Genomic DNA, 16,727 nt, shown 5'->3' on the forward strand with positions numbered 1-16,727 from the left:
GGGTGGTGGGGCGGGTAGCAGTGGGCATTTCAGTTTCGGTAGCTTTTTTCCACCATTTCAAAGGTGAAGAGGCGACAGTCCAGTGCGCCGTTAAAGACGGGATAGCGCCGCTTGGGCTTGAGCCGCAGGCGTGAAGGCAGTTCTAGGTCGCTGGTGATGACATTGACGTTCCAACCCGCATAATGGCGTTTGAGGTTTTCGGCCCATTGCGGCCAGAAGGAATGGTCTTCTTCCATGCGCTCGCCGTAAGGCGGGTTGGTGATGATCCAGCCAGGTTCGCAATCGGCTCTGACCTTTCGAGCATCGCCCACGGCGAATTGAATGGTGTCGGGCGACAGCATAGCGCGCTCGCGGTTGCCTTCGGCGGCGGCAATCACCCGTGGGTCAATGTCATAGCCGATCAACGGGGCATCAAGTTGCTTGGCGATGCGGCTGCGGGCGTCTTGTTTAAGGTCGCGCCAATGGCGGGCGTCGTGGTCACGCAACCTTTCAAAGCCGAAGGGGCGCCAGATGCCGGGAGGAATGCCCAAGGCGATCCATGCGGCTTCTATCAGCAACGTACCGCTGCCGCAGAAAGGGTCAAGCAAGGCAGCGGATGGGTCCCATCCGGATAGAGCCAGTAGGCCGGCGGCCAGGTTTTCGCGCAACGGGGCTTCGCCTTTTTGCAGGCGCCAGCCTCGTTTGAACAGCGATTCGCCCGAGGTATCGAGATACAGTGTGGCCGTGTGTTCGTCCAGAAATAAGTGAACCCGGGCGTCGGGCCTGACCGTGTCAATGCTGGGTCGCTCGCCTTCGAGCTCGCGCAGGCGGTCGCAGATGCCGTCTTTAGCACGCAGATTGCAATACTGCAGGCTTTTCATCGGGCTGCGCACGGCTGAGGTATCTACGCGCAGAGTTTGTTCGGCGCCGAACCAGCGTTCCCATTCCGTGCTGCGTGCCAAGGCCAGGATGTCATCTTCAGTTTGCACAGGAGCATGAGCCAGCCGCACCAGAATACGAGTGGCAAGCCGGGAATACAGATTGGCTTTGAGCACGCCCGTCCAGTCGGCTTCGAAATGGCAGCCGGCGCGGCCCTTGCGCAGGCCTTGATAGCCTAGAGCCTCAAGCTCGGCATGCAGGACTTCTTCCAGCCCCAGCGGGCAGGGCGCAAAAACCTGGAAGATTTCCTTATGGCGCGGTCTGGCAATAGGCTGTGGCGCGAGTTCACGAACCGGGTCGTGCGATGGCCGACGAGGCGTGATTCGGTTAGGCTGACGGCTGGCGGGGCGAGGGCCTGTCTGACGGCCTGCGCGGCTTGGCCTGCCTCGTTCAGCCGTTTGCGGTGAGGAGGGTTTAGCAGCCGCAGCACGGGGTGACCCGGCAGGTGCGGTCAGGGGAGCGTCAGCATCTTGTTCGCGGCGCAATTGCGCAACCTGGCGTGCTCGGGCGCCACTGCGCAGGCGCGGTTCCTGAGTTTCTGGCTCAGAACGGGCGGCGGCCGGGGCTTTCTTTTTGAGGGTGAGCGTTTTGCGGGGCTTGGAGTCGGTCATGGCGTGCTTCAGAAAGGTTTAACCACAACCAGGATCAAGACGATGACCAGCAACAGGACAGGCACTTCGTTGAACCAGCGGTAGTAGCGGTGCCCGCGCGTGTTGGTGCGGCGCTCGAAAGTTAGCAGAACGCGCCGGCAAATCAGGTGGTAAATGACAAGCGCCGCGACAAATAGCAGCTTGGCATGCATCCAGCCCGAAGTCAGGCCGATTCCATAGCCCAGCATCAGCCAGAAGCCGAATACCAACGCCAATACGGCCAGAGGCGTCATGAAACGGTACAGCCTGCGGGCCATGCCCAGCAGGCAGTCGTAGGCGCCGGCGTCTTGGGTTTGCGCGAGGTTTACGTAAATACGAGGCAAGTAAAACAGGCCGGCAAACCAGGAAATGACAAACAGCAAGTGGAAGGTTTTCACCCAGAGCATGGTGTACTGCCTTAGCCGCGTAGTTGACCTTCGCCCGTCAGCACCCACTTCATGGTGGTCAGCCCTTCGAGGCCGACCGGGCCGCGGGCGTGCAGGCGATTGGTGGAAATGCCGATCTCTGCACCCAGACCATATTCAAAGCCATCGGCAAAGCAGGTGGGCAGGTTGACATAGACGGAGCTGGAATCGACTTCGCGCTGGAAGCGGGTGGCCGCGCCGAGATCTTCGGTGATGATGGATTCCGTATGCTGGGAGCTGTATCGCTCGATATGTTCCATGGCCTGGTCGATGGTGTCGACAATGCGCACGGCCAGAATGGGCTCCAGGTATTCGGTTTCCCAGTCGGCTTCCGTGGCAGGCAGGGCGGTGGGAAGAATCTCGCGGGTACGCTCGCAGCCACGCAACTCCACGTCTTTTCCTGTCAGAGTGGCGGCAATGGGCGGCAGCAGGGAGTTGGCGACATCGGCGTGCACCAAAAGGGTTTCCATTGTGCCGCAGATGCCGTAGCGGTAAGTCTTGGCATTCACGACGACATCGTGGGCTTTCGCCGGGTCGGCGGCCTTGTCAAGGTAGATGTGGCAATTGCCGTCCAGGTGTTTGATCAGCGGTACTTTGGCTTCACGTGACAGGCGTTCTATCAGGCCTTTGCCGCCGCGCGGCACGATGACGTCGATGTAGTCCGTCATGGTGATCATTTCGCCAACGGCGGCGCGGTCGATTGTATCTACCACCTGCACCGCATGGGCGGGTAGGTTGGCGCGGGCCAGACCTTCCTGAATGATTGCGCCCAGGGCCTGATTCGAGTGAAAGGCTTCGCTGCCGCCGCGCAAAATGGTGGCGTTGCCGGATTTCAGGCAGAGAGCCGCCGCGTCGATGGTCACGTTGGGGCGCGACTCATAAATAATGCCGATGACGCCCAGCGGTACGCGCATCTGTGCCACTCGCATGCCGTTGGGTCGGGTCGTAGTGGGTCCGAGGCTGCCGACCGGGTCGGGCATGGCAGCGATCTGGCGCAACCCTTCAGCCATGCCAGCCAGGGTTTTATCGGTGAGAGCCAGGCGTTCTACCATGGCTTCTGCCAAGCCGTTCTGGCGGGCGGCGTCCAGGTCGAGCGCATTCTGGCGCTTGAGTGTTTCACCGCGTTCTGTGATCAGGTCGGCCATGGCCAGCAAGGCCTGGGCTTTGGCATGGCCCGAGGCATTGCGGATCTGGCGCGCCGCAGCACGGGCGCGGCGGCCAAATTCCTGCATCGCCGTTTGTGTGTCGGTGGATGTGTCGAGTTTCGTCATGTCTTTCTTTCCACGGTAATTCGTAATAACAGCCGGGCCAGTTCTTCCCATGGGTCGTCCAAAAGACCGGGAACTTTCAGGCCCTTGATCAGGCGGTCGATATCATGGGTATGTTGCACTGCTGCGCGCCAAGCACGCGGCGGCACTCGGCTCAGCGTGCGGCGCAGCCCTTGTTCACGAGGCCCGAATACGCGATTGCGGCGCATTTCACCTGCGACATCGCCGCCGCCGGCCTGGATGGCTGCCAGCCGGGACAGCAGGCGGATTTCGTCGCCCACCGCCCAAAGTATCAACGGCAGGGCGGCACCCTCGCCGCGCAGGCCATGCAGAATGGTTAGCGCCCGCTTTGACTGCCCGGCCAGCATAGCGTCGCGCAGATCAAAGACATCATAACGCGCGACATCCAGCACAGCGCGGCGCACATCTTCCCCGGTGATTTTTCCGGGCGGGTGCAGCAGGCCGAGTTTCTGAATTTCCTGAAAAGCGGCCAGCAGATTGCCTTCTACTTTTTCCGCCATCCAGGCCAGCGTGTCAGCGTCAAGTTCCTGACCTTGCCGGGCCATGCGCTGGCCGATCCAGCGAGGCAGTGTGTTGCGGTCAATGGTGGGAACTTCAACCAGTGTGCCTGTTTCAAGCAGGGCGGCAGCCCATTTGGCAGAGCGAGTCGCGCGATCGAGGCGTGGCAGGCTCAGAGCGACCAGTGTGTCGGGAAGCTCGCCGCTTTGCACCTTTCCCGCTAGCGCTTCTAGCGTTTCGCCGCCGGTTCGCCCAGGCTTCCCTGAGGGTAGTGACAGATCTAACAATTTACGGTCGCCAAACAGAGATACGTTCTGGGTGGCGCCCATGACGGCGGACCAATCGCTGCGAGCGTCGAGTATCAGCCGGGTGCGTTCCGAGTAGCCCTGGGCGAGCGCTGCAGTGCGCAGGGCGTCCAGCGCTTCAATGATCAGCAGGGTTTCGTCGCCGCTAATAATGTAGAGCGGCGCAAGCTGAACGGAAGGCTGTTGCAATTGCTGCAGCAGGCCTTCATGGTCGAGGCGGCGTCCCATGGGAGGTTCCTGACTTGTGCTTAGAAGCGCGGGCCGCTGGGGTTGATGTCGGTTTCGCCCCAGAGGGTGGTTCCGCTGGTGTCTGGGTCGTTGGAGACCGGGCTGAGATCCGCAGGGGCGGTATCGACCGGTTGCTGCTCGGCGTTGGCGTAGGCTTCGGCCACGTCGGGTGCGCTCAGCAGGCGTACGACGCGATCCACCACGGATTGCTGCATCTGCTGGAACACCGTAGTGATCTCGCTTTGCTTAGCCTGTACCACGCTGTCGTCGTAAGGCATTTCCCGGGTCACGCGCAAAGTGGTGGGCGGCAAAATGAGATGCCCCTTGGCATCAACCAGTTGGAAGGAGAAATTCAGATTGAGTTCGTATTCCTCGACTCGGCCGTCGGCATCAATGGAAAGTTCGCGCAGATTCTGTTGATTGGACAACTGAATCAGGCGGACTTCGGCTCGTGCCGGGTCCGAGACCACGCGCGTGTTGGGCGAGGCCGCTGTAATGGCGCGGCGCATGGCCGCGCCAAAAGCCGAATTTTCGGAAATGTTGGTGTAAAGCGTGTCAAAGGGCAGTGGTGTGGCCCCTTTCAGCCTGAAACCGCAGGCTGTAAGCAGAATGCAGGCGGCTAGCATGGCAAACAAAGCCAAGTGGCGCGCGCTGCAGCAGGGTTTCAGGCGAAGAAAGGGGGTGTGAGCCATGATGTGTTATCCAACAACGTTGACCAGTTTACCCGGCACCACAATAACGCGCTTGGCCGGGCGGCCTTCCAGGAAACGGGCAACCGCCTCGTGCGCCAGGGCGGCCTGTTCGATATCAGCCTTCTCTGAGCCGTTGGGTACGGTCAGAGCGCCGCGCAGCTTGCCGTTCACTTGCAGAACCAGTTCGATTTCGTCCGCAATCAGGGCGGCTTCATCCACGACCGGCCAAGCGGCGTCAAGCAGGTCGCCCTGGTGCTGTGCATAGCCCAGGTCGCGCCACAAGTTCCAGGTGATGTGGGGAACGACAGGGTACAGTACGCGCAGCAAAATTCCGGTGGCATCGGCCAGAGCGCGGGCCGCGACGTCAGTGTCGGGCAATTTGGCGGCTTCCAGCACATTCAGCATTTTCATGCAGGTGGATACCACCGTGTTGTAGTGGATGCGCTGGTAATCGTAGTCGGCCAATTTGAGTAAGGTATGGATTTCGCGGCGCAGGTCGCGCGAAGCTTCGTCAATGCCTTCCCAGCCTTGTTCCGGTTGAGCCAAGCCCTTGCGGATGGTTTCGCTATGCGACTGGCCAAAGGCCCAGAGACGCCGCAGATAGCGATGCGCACCGTCTACGCCGGAATCCGACCATTCCAGAGTCTGCTCGGGCGGGCTGGCGAACATGATGAACAGCCGCGCAGTGTCGGCGCCCATGGTGTCGATCAGCGATTGTGGGTCGACACCGTTGTTCTTGGACTTCGACATGGTGCCGATGCCGCCGTACTGCACTTCCGAGCCATCGGATTTCAGGCGGGCGCCGATAATGGCGCCTTTGGCGTCGTAGACATTATCGACATCTTCGGGCCAGAAGTATTCCACGCCACCCTGCGGCGATTTGCGCGAGTAAATGTGGTTCAGCACCATGCCCTGACACAGCAGGCGTGTGAAGGGTTCGTCGAAATTCACCAACCCCAGGTCTCGCATGACGCGGGTCCAGAAACGCGCGTACAGCAAGTGCATAACCGCGTGTTCAATGCCGCCGATGTACTGGTCCATAGGCATCCAGTAGTCGTTGCGGCCGTCAACCATGGCTTGGTCATTATCGGGCGAGGTGTAGCGCATGAAATACCAGGACGAATCGACAAATGTGTCCATGGTGTCGGTTTCGCGCCGGGCCGCCTGGCCGCATTTGGGGCAGGAGCAGGACAGGAATTCTTCATCCTTGGCCAGCGGGTTGCCGCTGCCGTCGGGGATGTGATGCTCAGGCAGAATAACGGGCAGGTCCGCTTCTGGTACCGGTACCGGGCCGCAATCGGGGCAATGAATAATGGGGATGGGGGTGCCCCAGTAGCGCTGGCGGGAAATCCCCCAGTCGCGCAAGCGCCAGGTGGTTTGCTTTTCACCCAGGCCCATATCGACCAAGTCGTTTGCCACCGCGTCGATGGCTTCTGCAGTGGTCAGGCCATCGTACTTGCCGGAGTTCACGGCCCGGCCCGACTGCTTGTCGCTATACCATTCTTGCCAAGCGTCGGTGGAATATTCCTTGCCTTCAACACTGACGACGGGTTTGATCTGCAAGCCATACTTGGTTGCGAACTCAAAGTCGCGTTCGTCGTGGCCGGGCACGCCCATGACGGCGCCGTCGCCGTAGCTCATGAGTACGTAGTTCCCCACCCACACTTCGACAGGTTCGCCTGTGAGCGGGTGGGTAACCGTCAAACCGGTACGCATGCCTTCTTTTTCGCGTGTCGCGATTTCGGCTTCAGTGGTGCCGCCCAGCTTGCACTCTTCAATAAAGGCGGCCAGCTCGGGGTTGCCGGCTGCGGCATGCGCTGCCAGAGGGTGTTCCGGCGCAACCGCGCAGAAGGTCACCCCCATAATGGTGTCAGCACGTGTGGTGAAGACATACATGCGGCCGTCTTGAATCAGCTTGCCATCTGCATCGTGGATGTCATGGGTAAAGGCGAAACGCACACCTTCGCTTTTTCCGATCCAGTTTTCCTGCATCAGGCGCACGCGCTCGGGCCAGCCTTCCAAGCCATTTTGCACGTGTTCCAGCAGCTCATCAGCGTAATCGGTGATGCGCAGGTAATAGCCGGGGATTTCGCGTTTTTCCACCAGTGCGCCGGAACGCCAACCGCGGCCGTCTATGACTTGTTCGTTGGCCAGTACGGTTTGATCAACAGGGTCCCAGTTAACGACTTGGGTCTTGCGATAAGCGATGCCTTTTTCCAGCATCTTCAGGAACAGCCATTGGTTCCATTTGTAGTATTTGGGGTCGCACGCACACATTTCGCGCGACCAGTCGATCGCCAGCCCCATGGCCTGCATTTGCTTCTTCATGTAGGCGATGTTGTCGTATGTCCATTTGGCCGGCGGTACGCCCCCTTTCATGGCGGCGTTTTCCGCCGGCATGCCGAAGGCGTCCCAGCCCATGGGCATCAGGACGTTGTAGCCGCGCATGCGCAGCTGGCGCGTCATCATGTCGTTAATCGTGTAGTTGCGCACGTGGCCCATGTGCAGTTTGCCGCTAGGGTAGGGCAGCATGGAGCAGGCATAAAACTTGGGCTTAGGCGTGCCGTCTGCATTGAGGGCGTTTTCAGTGACACGATAGGCGTCGCGTGCGGCCCAGTCAGCCTGGGCGGTGTTTTCGACGTCGGTAGGACGATATTCCAGCATGAGCGTGCGTGTTCAGTAAGGTTGCGCAAACCTGCCATTATAAGGGGCAGGGGGCGGGATTCGCCTTTAGGGCGTTCCAAAAGAAAACCCCGCCACATTGGGCGGGGTTGGGAAACTTACGGCGCGCTGTCGAGGCATGGCCTGGCCGGGGCGGACCGCCGGGCAATGCCGATTGCGGCCTGGCTGATTACCTCAGCTTGGTTTCCTTGTACTCAACGTGCTTGCGAGCGACGGGATCAAACTTTTTGATCAGCATCTTCTCGGGCATGTTGCGCTTGTTCTTGGTGGTGGTATAGAAGTGACCGGTGCCGGCTGTGGATTCCAGCTTGATCTTTTCGCGAATACCTTTTGCCATGATGTGCTCCTAAAAGGTTGCGGCCGGCTCAGGCCAGTTCGCCACGGGCACGCATATCGGCCAGCACAGCATCAATGCCGAGCTTGTCGATGGTGCGCAGCGCTTTTGTGGATACGCGCAGGCGTACCCAGCGGTTTTCGCTTTCTACCCAGAAGCGGCGCGACTGAAGGTTAGGAAGGAAACGACGCTTGGTTTTGTTGTTTGCGTGCGAGACATGGTTGCCCACCATCGGGCCCTTGCCGGTTACTTGGCATACGCGTGCCATGATTCACCCCTTGTTGAAATCTTGAGTAAAGACAGTGATTCTACTACGAATCAGCTGCTTGGAGCAAGGCGGCAAGTGGAAGGTGCAACTAAATTGCCACGCTCGGATGGCGGATGGCTTTCAACTCACGCGTGAAACAGAATGCAACGTTTCAAGCAATTTTATGCAGTTATCATGATTGCGGTGTTCGCCCCTTGATCTTCGAGTTTTGTACGGCTTATTCAGGAGGTAGCTTTGAGTTCGATTTTGTCTGCAGTTGAAAGCAAGTTGGAATCTCTTCCTTTACCTGTACGGCTTACGTTGCCAGACGGGAACACACTGGGAGCCGCCGGCGCTGACGTGCATCTCACTATACGTGAAAACAGCACACTGGCTCACCTGGCTGCGGGGCAAGTCGGCGCTATGGGCGAAGACTACGTAGAAGGCAAATTCGAGGTCGAGGGGTCAATGCGTGACCTCATGAGAGTGGCGGCGGCCATTTTGCCGCAATCTCCGGTCGACGCGGCGCGTGCAGGCATGTTTACCAATCTGATACGCCGCCTGGTTTCAGTGTGGCGGCACAGTATTGAGCGCGATGCCAAGCAAATCCAGTTTCACTACGATTTATCCGACGATTTTTACGCTTTATGGCTGGACCCGCGCCGGGTTTATTCCTGCGCCTATTATCGCGAAGATGATATGACGCTGGCGCAGGCCCAGGAAGCCAAGCTGGATCACATTTGCCGCAAGCTTCGGCTGCGCCCCGGCGAACGTTTTCTAGATATCGGGGCGGGTTGGGGCGGTCTGTTGCTCTGGGCGGCCGAGCACTACGATGTTGACGCCACCGGCATTACGCTTTCCCATAACCAACATGCTCATGTGAACCGCCTGATTGAAGAAAAAGGCCTGAGCGGTCGCGTGCGCATGGAGTTGCTGGATTACCGTAAGCTCGATGAAAGCCAGCCTTACGACAAAATTGCTTCGGTCGGCATGTTTGAGCACGTAGGCCGTGCTCATTTGGTCAGTTATTTTTCCAAGCTGCGGCGTTTATTGCGCCCGGGCGGCCTGATCATGAATCACGGCATTACCGCCGGCGGAGTGGACAACCACCAGCTAGGGGCCGGCATGGGCGAATTCATCGGTAAATATATTTTTCCAGGCGGCGAGCTCACGCATATCAGCAATGTCTTGCATTCCATGACTGAAGGAGGTCTGGAAGATTTGGATATTGAAAACCTCAGGCCGCATTACGCCCGCACGCTGTGGGCATGGAGCGACAGCCTGGAGTCGCAACTGGACGCCGCGCGCGCTACCTTGAGCGACGAAAAGGGCGAGCGCTCGATTCGTGCTTACCGCATGTATTTGGCAGGTTGCGCCATGGGGTTTGAACATGGCTGGATCGGCTTGCATCAAGTGCTGGCTCAACACCGGCAGGGCTGGCAGGGCGATGAGCTTTCAATCAGCGGTGAACCGGCAGAGCAAGGTTATCCGTGGCGTCGCGATTACATGTATGTGGGCGACGCCAAGGGTTGACGCGGTGTCGGGCCGGCAGGCAAGCCTTCAGCGCTTGATGCGCAGCAGGCGGAAGATTTCATCCCGGTCAGCGGCCCGGCCTCCTTGCCACAACACTTCGGCAGAATCGGAGAACCCGACACGTCCTTCCTTGAGCGCTCGTTGTGTGGTTTGTTGCAGAACCAGCCTGCATTGCGAGTCGTAGCTGAAGTGGATGTTGTTAAACACTAAAAGAGAGGCGCGTTGCCCGATGCCCAGGCCGAGCGCGCGTACGCACTCTTTGCCCTGGCCATGTTTTTCCAGTTCCAGAGCAAGTTCAGCCGAAACCCCGCGATAACTCCTGGCGTAATCCAGCACCGGCATCCATAGTGTGACCAGCAATAGCCAGGTGGTGATCAGGCCTCCGGCGGAAAGCATGGTGCCGCGCAGTAGGGCGGCAGGGCGGTTGTAGATACGCCAGTGCACCAAGGCCGCCCAGGCCAGGGTACCGATCAGCGCAATGCTGACAGCCGGCCAGGAAATGTGGATGTCATAGCCGTGTATCAGGCGCGTAATGTTATGGTGAATTTGCGCAGGCCACCCGGTTTGTAGCGCGAACCACCCCAGCCAGACGGTGGCGGCGGTCAGCGAGAAGCACATGATGGCAAACCAGTCGATGGTATTGATAACGCCGCGGCGCAAAGTGGGGAATGAGAACGCGGCGAGGATGGCTGCGGGCACGGCCATCAGCGCATACTCGGGTTCAAAGACGTCAGCCAGAAACAGCATGGTGATCAGTGGCCACGCCAGGAACATCAGTGGCACCCAGATATGAGGGGCGGTCACCCAACTGCGCCAGTTCCACAACGCCAATAGGGCGAAAGGCCAGGTAGGCCACAAAAACCACGGAAGATCGCGCAGCAGGCTGAAAACAACGGCAGCTTTAGGCAGCCCGAAAGACTGGCTGTTCCACAACCACCAAGCTTGCGTCCAGTAAGGGGCCTGAGCCTTTACGGCCAGCCACCATGCCAGGCCGATGGCTGCGGCAATAGCGGCGCTTAGCAACAGCCAATGGCGACGAGGCCAAAGGGCGCCGCGTGGATGGAAGGCGAAGAGGGCGGCCAGCATAATGGGCAGCGCGCCGATCCAGCCGCGGGTCAGGAAGGCGGCCCCTAGGGCGATGCCTAATGTGATGGCGCCCGACAGCGGGCGGTCGATGCTGCGCGCCACCGCATAGAAGGCCAGTGCCTGGAAGGCAATAATGGCGGGCACTTCTGATGTTTCATGCATGCGCCAGACAATGCCGACGGTCGCCAGTATGAGTAGCAGCGCGGCATCGGCAATCATGCGCCCGTAATCCTTGACGCTGGGTTCGCCGCCAAAGGGTAGCTTCAGGGGTTGGGGTTCGGGCCGCCTGCCTAAAAGATAACTGCCATACCAGACTGATGTCACCATGACGCCAAACCACAGCAGGTTAGGCAGGCGCGACGCAATAATGACGCTGTCGGGCGCAGGAATGAAAACTTCAAACAGTGGTGCAAACAGCCAGATGGCCAGTGCGCCTACCCAGGTGACGAGCGGCCCGTCCTGAGCGTGGGCCAGCACGCCGATCTGCGGGGCTAGCAGGGCGCCGCCGGAGGGGTCGGCCAGCGCGCTGAGCATGGTGGCCAGCCCCACCACGTCGTCTGTCTTCCAGGGGTCGCGAAAAAACAGGCCCGCCAAGATATAGACGGCGGTAATCAACAGCAGAAACGGCCGGGATAATTTGACGGTAGCCGTCTCGGTCAGGCGGGCTGGTGTGGAACGGGAATCCATCTTTGTGTAGGCGGTAGCGTCTAAAGGCAGAAACGGCGGCGCGTAGCGGACGACCACTGCTAGAGTGGCGGCCAGTCGATCCAATTATAGGCAGGTGTGCCGGTGGGCACGCCTGACGCCGGGGCAAAAAAAAGCAGCCCGTAGGCTGCTTTGCCATAAAACAGCGGTTGCGTGCTGCTTTACGAGGCGTTGCGAGAGCCCACGGTGCGAGCGAAACGGGCACGGAACTTCTCAACGCGACCTGTTTCGACGATGCGGGTTTGCGCGCCGGTATAGAAGGGGTGCGACTCGGAGGTTACGTCACACTTGAACAGAGGGTAAGTCTTACCTTCGTGTTCGATGGTTTCGCGAGTGTTCACCGTGGAGCGGGTGATGAATTTCGAGCCGGTTTGTTGATCCAGGAACACCACTTCGCGGTATTCAGGGTGGATGCCTTCTTTCATATCGATTCCTGTCGTGGGTAATTTGGGTCGCCAGCCACAAGGGGCCTGTGCTTCACTTGAAAACCAAGCCACTATGCTTGCAGCAACGTGTCCGTAGGTAACTCTTGATTCTAGCATTTAACGCCTAGCCTTGAGCAAGGCTTGTGCTGCTTTTAACCCTGTGTGTCGCAGCTTTGCCATATTTTTATGGGCGGCAGGCTAAAAGAGTGTGGTGGTTTCCCTACAAAACGCCCTGTTCGGCCAGAGAAACCACCGTATCGCGCGCCACGATAAGGTGATCCAACAGCCGTACATCCACTAGAGACAAAGCTTTGCGCAGGTGGTGGGTCAGAGCCAGATCCGCCTGGCTGGGTTCGGCCACGCCGGAGGGGTGGTTGTGTGCCAGGATGATGGCGGCGGCGTGGTGGCGCAACGCCGCCTTGACCACTTCGCGAGGGTAGACGGATGACTGGCTGAGCGTACCGCGCGAAATCTCATCGCAGGCGATCAAACGAAAACGGCTGTCCAGATACAGCGCCACACAGTGTTCAATATCCAGATGGCCGAGTAGCGCCAGGCAATACTGCTTGACGCGAGCGGGTTGGCTCAGCGTGTCGCCGACGCGCAGCTCTTCTTCCAGTGCGCGGCGGCTTAGCTCACTGATAGCCAGAATCTCACAGGCTTTGGCTTGCCCCAGGCCGGGCAAAGTGAGCAATGTGGCGGCGTCGGCCGCAAGCAGGCCTCGCAGACCGCCGCAATGTTGAATCAGTCTGTGGCTGAGTTCGACCACCCCGCAACCCTTGATGCCGGTGCGCAGAATGACGGCCAGAAGTTCGGCGGAAGTCAGCACTTGTGGGCCGTGGGCAAGGAGCCGTTCGCGGGGGCGTTCTGAGCTGTTTTTAGGGGGCGGTAGGAGTGTGTTCATAAAGGCTCTAAAATAGGTGAGTTCATCAAACCTCTACGGTGGCAGATTTTGACTTCCTCATCCGATTCAGTGAACGCTTTTGTCCGTCCTGATTCCTACTTAACTCTCCACTATCGCATTGAACTTGCCAGCGGTCCGGCGGCAGGTTCCACCTTTGCCGATACTTTCACCGGTCGCCCCGGCACGTTGCAGTTGGGCATGGGGCAGTGGGCGCCGGGGCTGGAAGCCGCTCTGGTGGGCCGAGCAGAAGGCGAGCGCTTCACTTTTGAGGTGCCCGCCGCGCAGGCGTATGGCGATCGCAATCCCGAGCTCTTGCAGTGGGTGGCACGCAGCATGATTGAGGCTGAAGCAGCCGACCCCGCCGACTTCGCGCCCGGCGAAGTGGTGGAATTCACCGCTCCCAATGGTGGCCGCTACTCAGGTGTGCTTAAAGAGCTCGACGCCGAACGCGCTTTGTTCGATTTCAACCATCCACTCGCGGGTATTGATCTGCGCGTGGAAGTTTCCTTGTTGGGGGTTCTCTAATGAGTACCGGTGTCTCAGCTGAAGCGGGCCGGGCGCAGGTCGTTCTGGCGCAGCCGCGTGGGTTTTGTGCGGGCGTAGACCGCGCCATCGACATCGTTGAGCGGGCGTTGGAGCTATTTGGCGCTCCCATCTACGTGCGTCACGAAATCGTTCACAACCGCTATGTTGTCAGCGATTTGCGGCAAAAAGGCGCCGTTTTCATCGAGGAGCTGGATGAAGCCCCAGAAGGCGCCACCGTTATTTTTTCAGCGCACGGGGTGTCGCGCGCGGTCAAGGAAGAAGCTCAGAAGCGTGGCCTGCGGGTGTTTGACGCGACCTGTCCGCTAGTTACCAAAGTGCACGTTGAAGTCTCTCGCATGCGCGCTGCGGGCCGTGAAATCATCATGATCGGCCACAAGGGCCACCCCGAAGTCGAAGGTACGCTGGGGCAGGCTGATGGCGGCATGTATTTGGTCGAAACACCCGAAGACGTTGCGGCCTTGCAGGTCACCGATCCGACCAATCTGGCGTTTGTCACCCAGACCACGTTGTCGGTCGATGACGCAGCGCAAGTGGCTAAGGCGTTACGCGAGCGCTTCCCTGGCATTGTCGAACCTCGCAAAAGCGATATCTGCTATGCCACACAGAACCGGCAGGACGCTGTGAAAATCATGGCGCCGCAATGCGATCTGGTATTGGTGGTGGGTAGCGCCAACAGTTCCAACTCCAACAGGTTGCGTGAAGTCGCCGAGCGCATGGGCGTTCAGGCTCACTTGGTCGATGGCCCGGAAATGATTGAGCCACAATGGCTGCAAGGGGTGCAGCGCGTGGGTGTGACGGCAGGCGCATCGGCGCCGGAAGTGCTGGTCAGCCAGGTGCTGGATCGCCTTAAAGAGCTCGGCGCAATTTCTGTGCGTACGCTTGAAGGCGCTCAGGAAAATGTGAACTTCCCTCTGCCTCGGGAACTTTCCCGCAAGCTCAAGGACGCCTCCTGATACGCTGTCGTCCGGTACCCGGCCGGGCGACAGCCCCTTTCTCCTACCTACAGCCACGCCGCATCGCATGACCCCTGCTGCCAACCTCACTCTGCTCTATGGCCGGTTGCCACTGGAAGACCGTTTTTCTGCGGCTCGCGAAGATGGTTTTTCTGCAGTGGAAATCCAGTTTCCCTACGACCGCGAGCCCCAGTGGTACGTTCAGCAATTGAGCGACAACGGTTTGCGGCTGGTTCTGATCAATACGCCTAAAGAAAGTGACGCCGCCCCTTGGGGTCGGGCCGCTTTGACGAGTCAGCGCGATAAATTCCGCCGAGACTTCGAACGAGCTGCTGAGTTCTGCGACGCCACGGATTGCCCGGCTGTCCATGTTATGGCGGGCCTGGTAGCGCCCGAACAGGCTGCTGCAGCGCACGATACCTTGCTTAGCAACCTGGAGTGGGCCGCCCAGCAACATCCCGGCCTTACGTTGTTACTGGAAGGGTTGAACAGCCATGATGTACCCGGTTATCTGTACAGCACGCCAGGGGCGGTACGCCAAGTGTTGAGCGATGTCGGCGCAGAAAGTGTCGGTATGCAGTTTGATTTCTATCATGTCTTGCGTGAAGGCCTGGGTGTTCAGGCTGAGCTTGAAGCATCGCTGCCCTGGATACGACATGTGCAGGTGGCGGGCAACCCTGAACGGCAGGAACCCGACCTTGCGCGTGATGCCGGTGTGCTGGCGGGTTTCCAACGTTTGAGTGAAGCCGGTTATCGTGGTTGTGTCGGCTATGAATATCGTCCGGCGGGTCGGGTTCGCGACGGCCTGCGCTGGGCAGATGCCTTGTTTCCCTATTTTTCTTAGATCAACCCACGGCGAGCTGCCGTTGAACCCCAGGAATACGCATGAATAAATCCGCCGTTTTTGCCGGAGCCGTTATCGTTGTGGCAGCCGCTTATGCCGGGTCTGCCTGGTATGTGGGCATGGAGGCCGAGAAAACCATTCGCGCAGCTGTTGAACAAGCCAACGAACGCATGGCTCAGTCATGGGGGCCCGAATCAGGGACGGTTCGCGCAACTCTTGCTATCGAAGATTACCAACGGGGCCTGTTCTCTTCGAATGCGCGCTACTCACTGCTTGTGCAAGACGATGATGAGCGTATTGAACTGGCCATGCAGGACGCTATGCAACATGGGCCGTTCCCCTGGGGGCTGATCAAACAAGGCTCTTTCGAACCGCTACTGGCCTACAGCCAGAGCCAATTGGTGGATACCGAGAGCGTCAAACGCTGGTTTGATGCGGCGCGCGGCACGATGCCGCTACAGGCAGATACGCGTATCGGTTTTGGCGGCCAGGGGAAAACAGTGTGGGAATTGGCCCCGCTTGAGTGGGCGGCTGATGGTGACCAGTTTTCATTTAGCGGCGGGCATATAACAATTAACTTCAGCAACGACCTGCGCGATAGCGACGGCACAGCCCACTTTGATTCGCTAGTGGTGGGCGGCGGGCCGGACGGTGAAAACGTGAGCTTGAAGGGTATGCGCCTGGAGTCCCAGGCCCGCACGGCGGCTGATGAATCCATTCGGGTTGACACGAGCTTGCAGGTGGCAGCCGTGGAAGTGGATACCATTACCAGCGAACGCGTTGTGCTGGAAGAAACGGCTGTGACATGGAACAGCACCCAGCAAGGCGCTGTGCTTGATGCCGCTGCACGCTATGAGATAAAGCGGATACTGGTGGGCGGCCAGAACATTGGCAACGTAGTTGTGGGGGGCAAGGCCGACCGCCTGGACCTTGAGGCATTTTCGGCGCTGGTGTCCGAATATGACGCCATCGCGCATGAGCACGGAGTTGAAGAGGGTGAGGATTTCGACCCCACGGTTGAAGATCAAGAACGCATGCTGGCGCGGCTGGTTCCCGTTCTGGCCACCCGGCCTGAAATCGCGCTGGATCCGCTCGTCTGGCGTAATGAAAAAGGCGAAAGCTCGCTGGCGTTGAGTGTCGCACTGCAACCATTGGCCGAAGAAGGCGCCAACCTGCAGGAAGATGTCATGCTTACCGCCTTGCGTGAGTTGCGTCTTGATATTGCGCTGTCGCGTTCCATGTTGATGCAACTGGTGACCAGTACGGCGGGAAATGATGGGGAAAGCGCGCAACTTGAAATGCTGGCGGCCTTCATGTACGACACGTATGTCGGCCAATTGGAAGAGGCCGGGCTGGTGCGTCGCGACGGCGACCGCGACATGGCGACGTTGGTGTACAGCGATGGCATGGTAGACATCAACGGCCAAGCGATCAGTTTGCCGGAGTTTCTGATGTTTCTAAGCCTGTTCGGCTTGTAGTCAATT

The 16,727-nt window shown here is 59.2% G+C and carries 16 protein-coding genes; 5 read left to right on the plus strand and 11 right to left on the minus strand.

Annotated features, from left to right (window positions below; translation table 11 throughout):
• Positions 1 to 29: 29 nt before the first annotated feature.
• From VRY85_RS09845 to rpmB, 8 genes are all read right to left on the minus strand, one after another.
• On the minus strand, positions 30 to 1,529 hold the full coding sequence (locus VRY85_RS09845; RefSeq protein WP_414598422.1) for a THUMP domain-containing protein: 1,500 nt from the start codon (positions 1,527 to 1,529) through the stop codon (positions 30 to 32).
• Between the two features lie 8 nt (positions 1,530 to 1,537).
• A complete protein-coding gene (locus tag VRY85_RS09850; protein WP_414598423.1) occupies positions 1,538 to 1,954 on the minus strand; it encodes a CopD family protein in 417 nt (138 codons plus the stop codon).
• A gap of 11 nt (positions 1,955 to 1,965) precedes the next feature.
• Positions 1,966 to 3,243 carry a glutamate-5-semialdehyde dehydrogenase gene (locus VRY85_RS09855; RefSeq protein ID WP_414598424.1) on the minus strand — a complete coding sequence of 426 codons (1,278 nt, stop codon included), beginning with the start codon at positions 3,241 to 3,243 and terminating at the stop codon, positions 1,966 to 1,968.
• Positions 3,240 to 4,292: a DNA polymerase III subunit delta gene (gene holA / locus VRY85_RS09860; RefSeq protein WP_414598425.1), complete on the minus strand. Its 1,053-nt coding sequence runs from the start codon at positions 4,290 to 4,292 to the stop codon at positions 3,240 to 3,242. The genes VRY85_RS09855 and holA overlap by 4 nt, the downstream gene beginning before the upstream one ends.
• Positions 4,293 to 4,312: 20 nt before the next feature.
• A complete protein-coding gene (lptE, locus tag VRY85_RS09865) occupies positions 4,313 to 4,984 on the minus strand; it encodes an LPS assembly lipoprotein LptE (RefSeq protein WP_414598426.1) in 672 nt (223 codons plus the stop codon).
• A 6-nt stretch (positions 4,985 to 4,990) separates the two neighbouring features.
• Positions 4,991 to 7,648, minus strand: coding sequence for a leucine--tRNA ligase (gene leuS / locus VRY85_RS09870; protein ID WP_414598427.1), 2,658 nt, complete (start codon positions 7,646 to 7,648; stop codon positions 4,991 to 4,993).
• 187 nt (positions 7,649 to 7,835) lie between these two features.
• Entirely contained in the window at positions 7,836 to 8,003 is a 168-nt protein-coding gene (gene rpmG, locus VRY85_RS09875; RefSeq protein WP_301115899.1) for a 50S ribosomal protein L33, read from the minus strand.
• 28 nt (positions 8,004 to 8,031) lie between these two features.
• The gene (gene rpmB, locus VRY85_RS09880) at positions 8,032 to 8,268 is read right to left on the minus strand and encodes a 50S ribosomal protein L28 (protein ID WP_414598428.1); all 237 of its coding nucleotides are present in this window, start codon (positions 8,266 to 8,268) and stop codon (positions 8,032 to 8,034) included.
• Between the two features lie 234 nt (positions 8,269 to 8,502).
• Here rpmB and VRY85_RS09885 point away from each other — a divergent pair, with 234 nt between their 5' ends.
• A complete protein-coding gene (locus VRY85_RS09885; protein WP_414598429.1) occupies positions 8,503 to 9,780 on the plus strand; it encodes a class I SAM-dependent methyltransferase in 1,278 nt (425 codons plus the stop codon).
• Between the two features lie 27 nt (positions 9,781 to 9,807).
• On the opposite strand, the gene VRY85_RS09890 is transcribed toward VRY85_RS09885, so the two are convergent.
• The 3 genes from VRY85_RS09890 to radC all read right to left on the minus strand — a co-directional run bounded on the left by VRY85_RS09890 (position 9,808) and on the right by radC (position 12,900).
• Positions 9,808 to 11,553 carry an ArnT family glycosyltransferase gene (locus VRY85_RS09890; protein ID WP_414598569.1) on the minus strand — a complete coding sequence of 582 codons (1,746 nt, stop codon included), beginning with the start codon at positions 11,551 to 11,553 and terminating at the stop codon, positions 9,808 to 9,810.
• Between the two features lie 179 nt (positions 11,554 to 11,732).
• On the minus strand, positions 11,733 to 11,996 hold the full coding sequence (locus VRY85_RS09895; protein ID WP_414598430.1) for a type B 50S ribosomal protein L31: 264 nt from the start codon (positions 11,994 to 11,996) through the stop codon (positions 11,733 to 11,735).
• A 220-nt stretch (positions 11,997 to 12,216) separates the two neighbouring features.
• Positions 12,217 to 12,900, minus strand: a complete 684-nt coding sequence (radC, locus tag VRY85_RS09900; RefSeq protein ID WP_414598431.1) for a RadC family protein — start codon at positions 12,898 to 12,900, stop codon at positions 12,217 to 12,219.
• 48 nt (positions 12,901 to 12,948) lie between these two features.
• Between radC and VRY85_RS09905 the strand changes: the two genes are divergently transcribed.
• From VRY85_RS09905 to VRY85_RS09920, 4 genes are all read left to right on the plus strand, one after another.
• The gene (locus VRY85_RS09905) at positions 12,949 to 13,425 is read left to right on the plus strand and encodes an FKBP-type peptidyl-prolyl cis-trans isomerase (protein WP_414598432.1); all 477 of its coding nucleotides are present in this window, start codon (positions 12,949 to 12,951) and stop codon (positions 13,423 to 13,425) included.
• Positions 13,425 to 14,399 carry a 4-hydroxy-3-methylbut-2-enyl diphosphate reductase gene (ispH, locus tag VRY85_RS09910; protein WP_414598433.1) on the plus strand — a complete coding sequence of 325 codons (975 nt, stop codon included), beginning with the start codon at positions 13,425 to 13,427 and terminating at the stop codon, positions 14,397 to 14,399. The genes VRY85_RS09905 and ispH overlap by 1 nt, the downstream gene beginning before the upstream one ends.
• A 67-nt stretch (positions 14,400 to 14,466) precedes the next feature.
• Positions 14,467 to 15,243: a hydroxypyruvate isomerase family protein gene (locus tag VRY85_RS09915; protein WP_414598434.1), complete on the plus strand. Its 777-nt coding sequence runs from the start codon at positions 14,467 to 14,469 to the stop codon at positions 15,241 to 15,243.
• A 41-nt stretch (positions 15,244 to 15,284) separates the two neighbouring features.
• Positions 15,285 to 16,721, plus strand: coding sequence for a YdgA family protein (locus VRY85_RS09920; RefSeq protein WP_414598435.1), 1,437 nt, complete (start codon positions 15,285 to 15,287; stop codon positions 16,719 to 16,721).
• The last annotated feature ends 6 nt before the right edge of the window (positions 16,722 to 16,727 follow it).

The organism is Achromobacter sp. F4_2707, from assembly GCF_047501535.1.
Taxonomy (GTDB): Bacteria; Pseudomonadota; Gammaproteobacteria; order Burkholderiales; family Burkholderiaceae_B; genus Yanghanlia.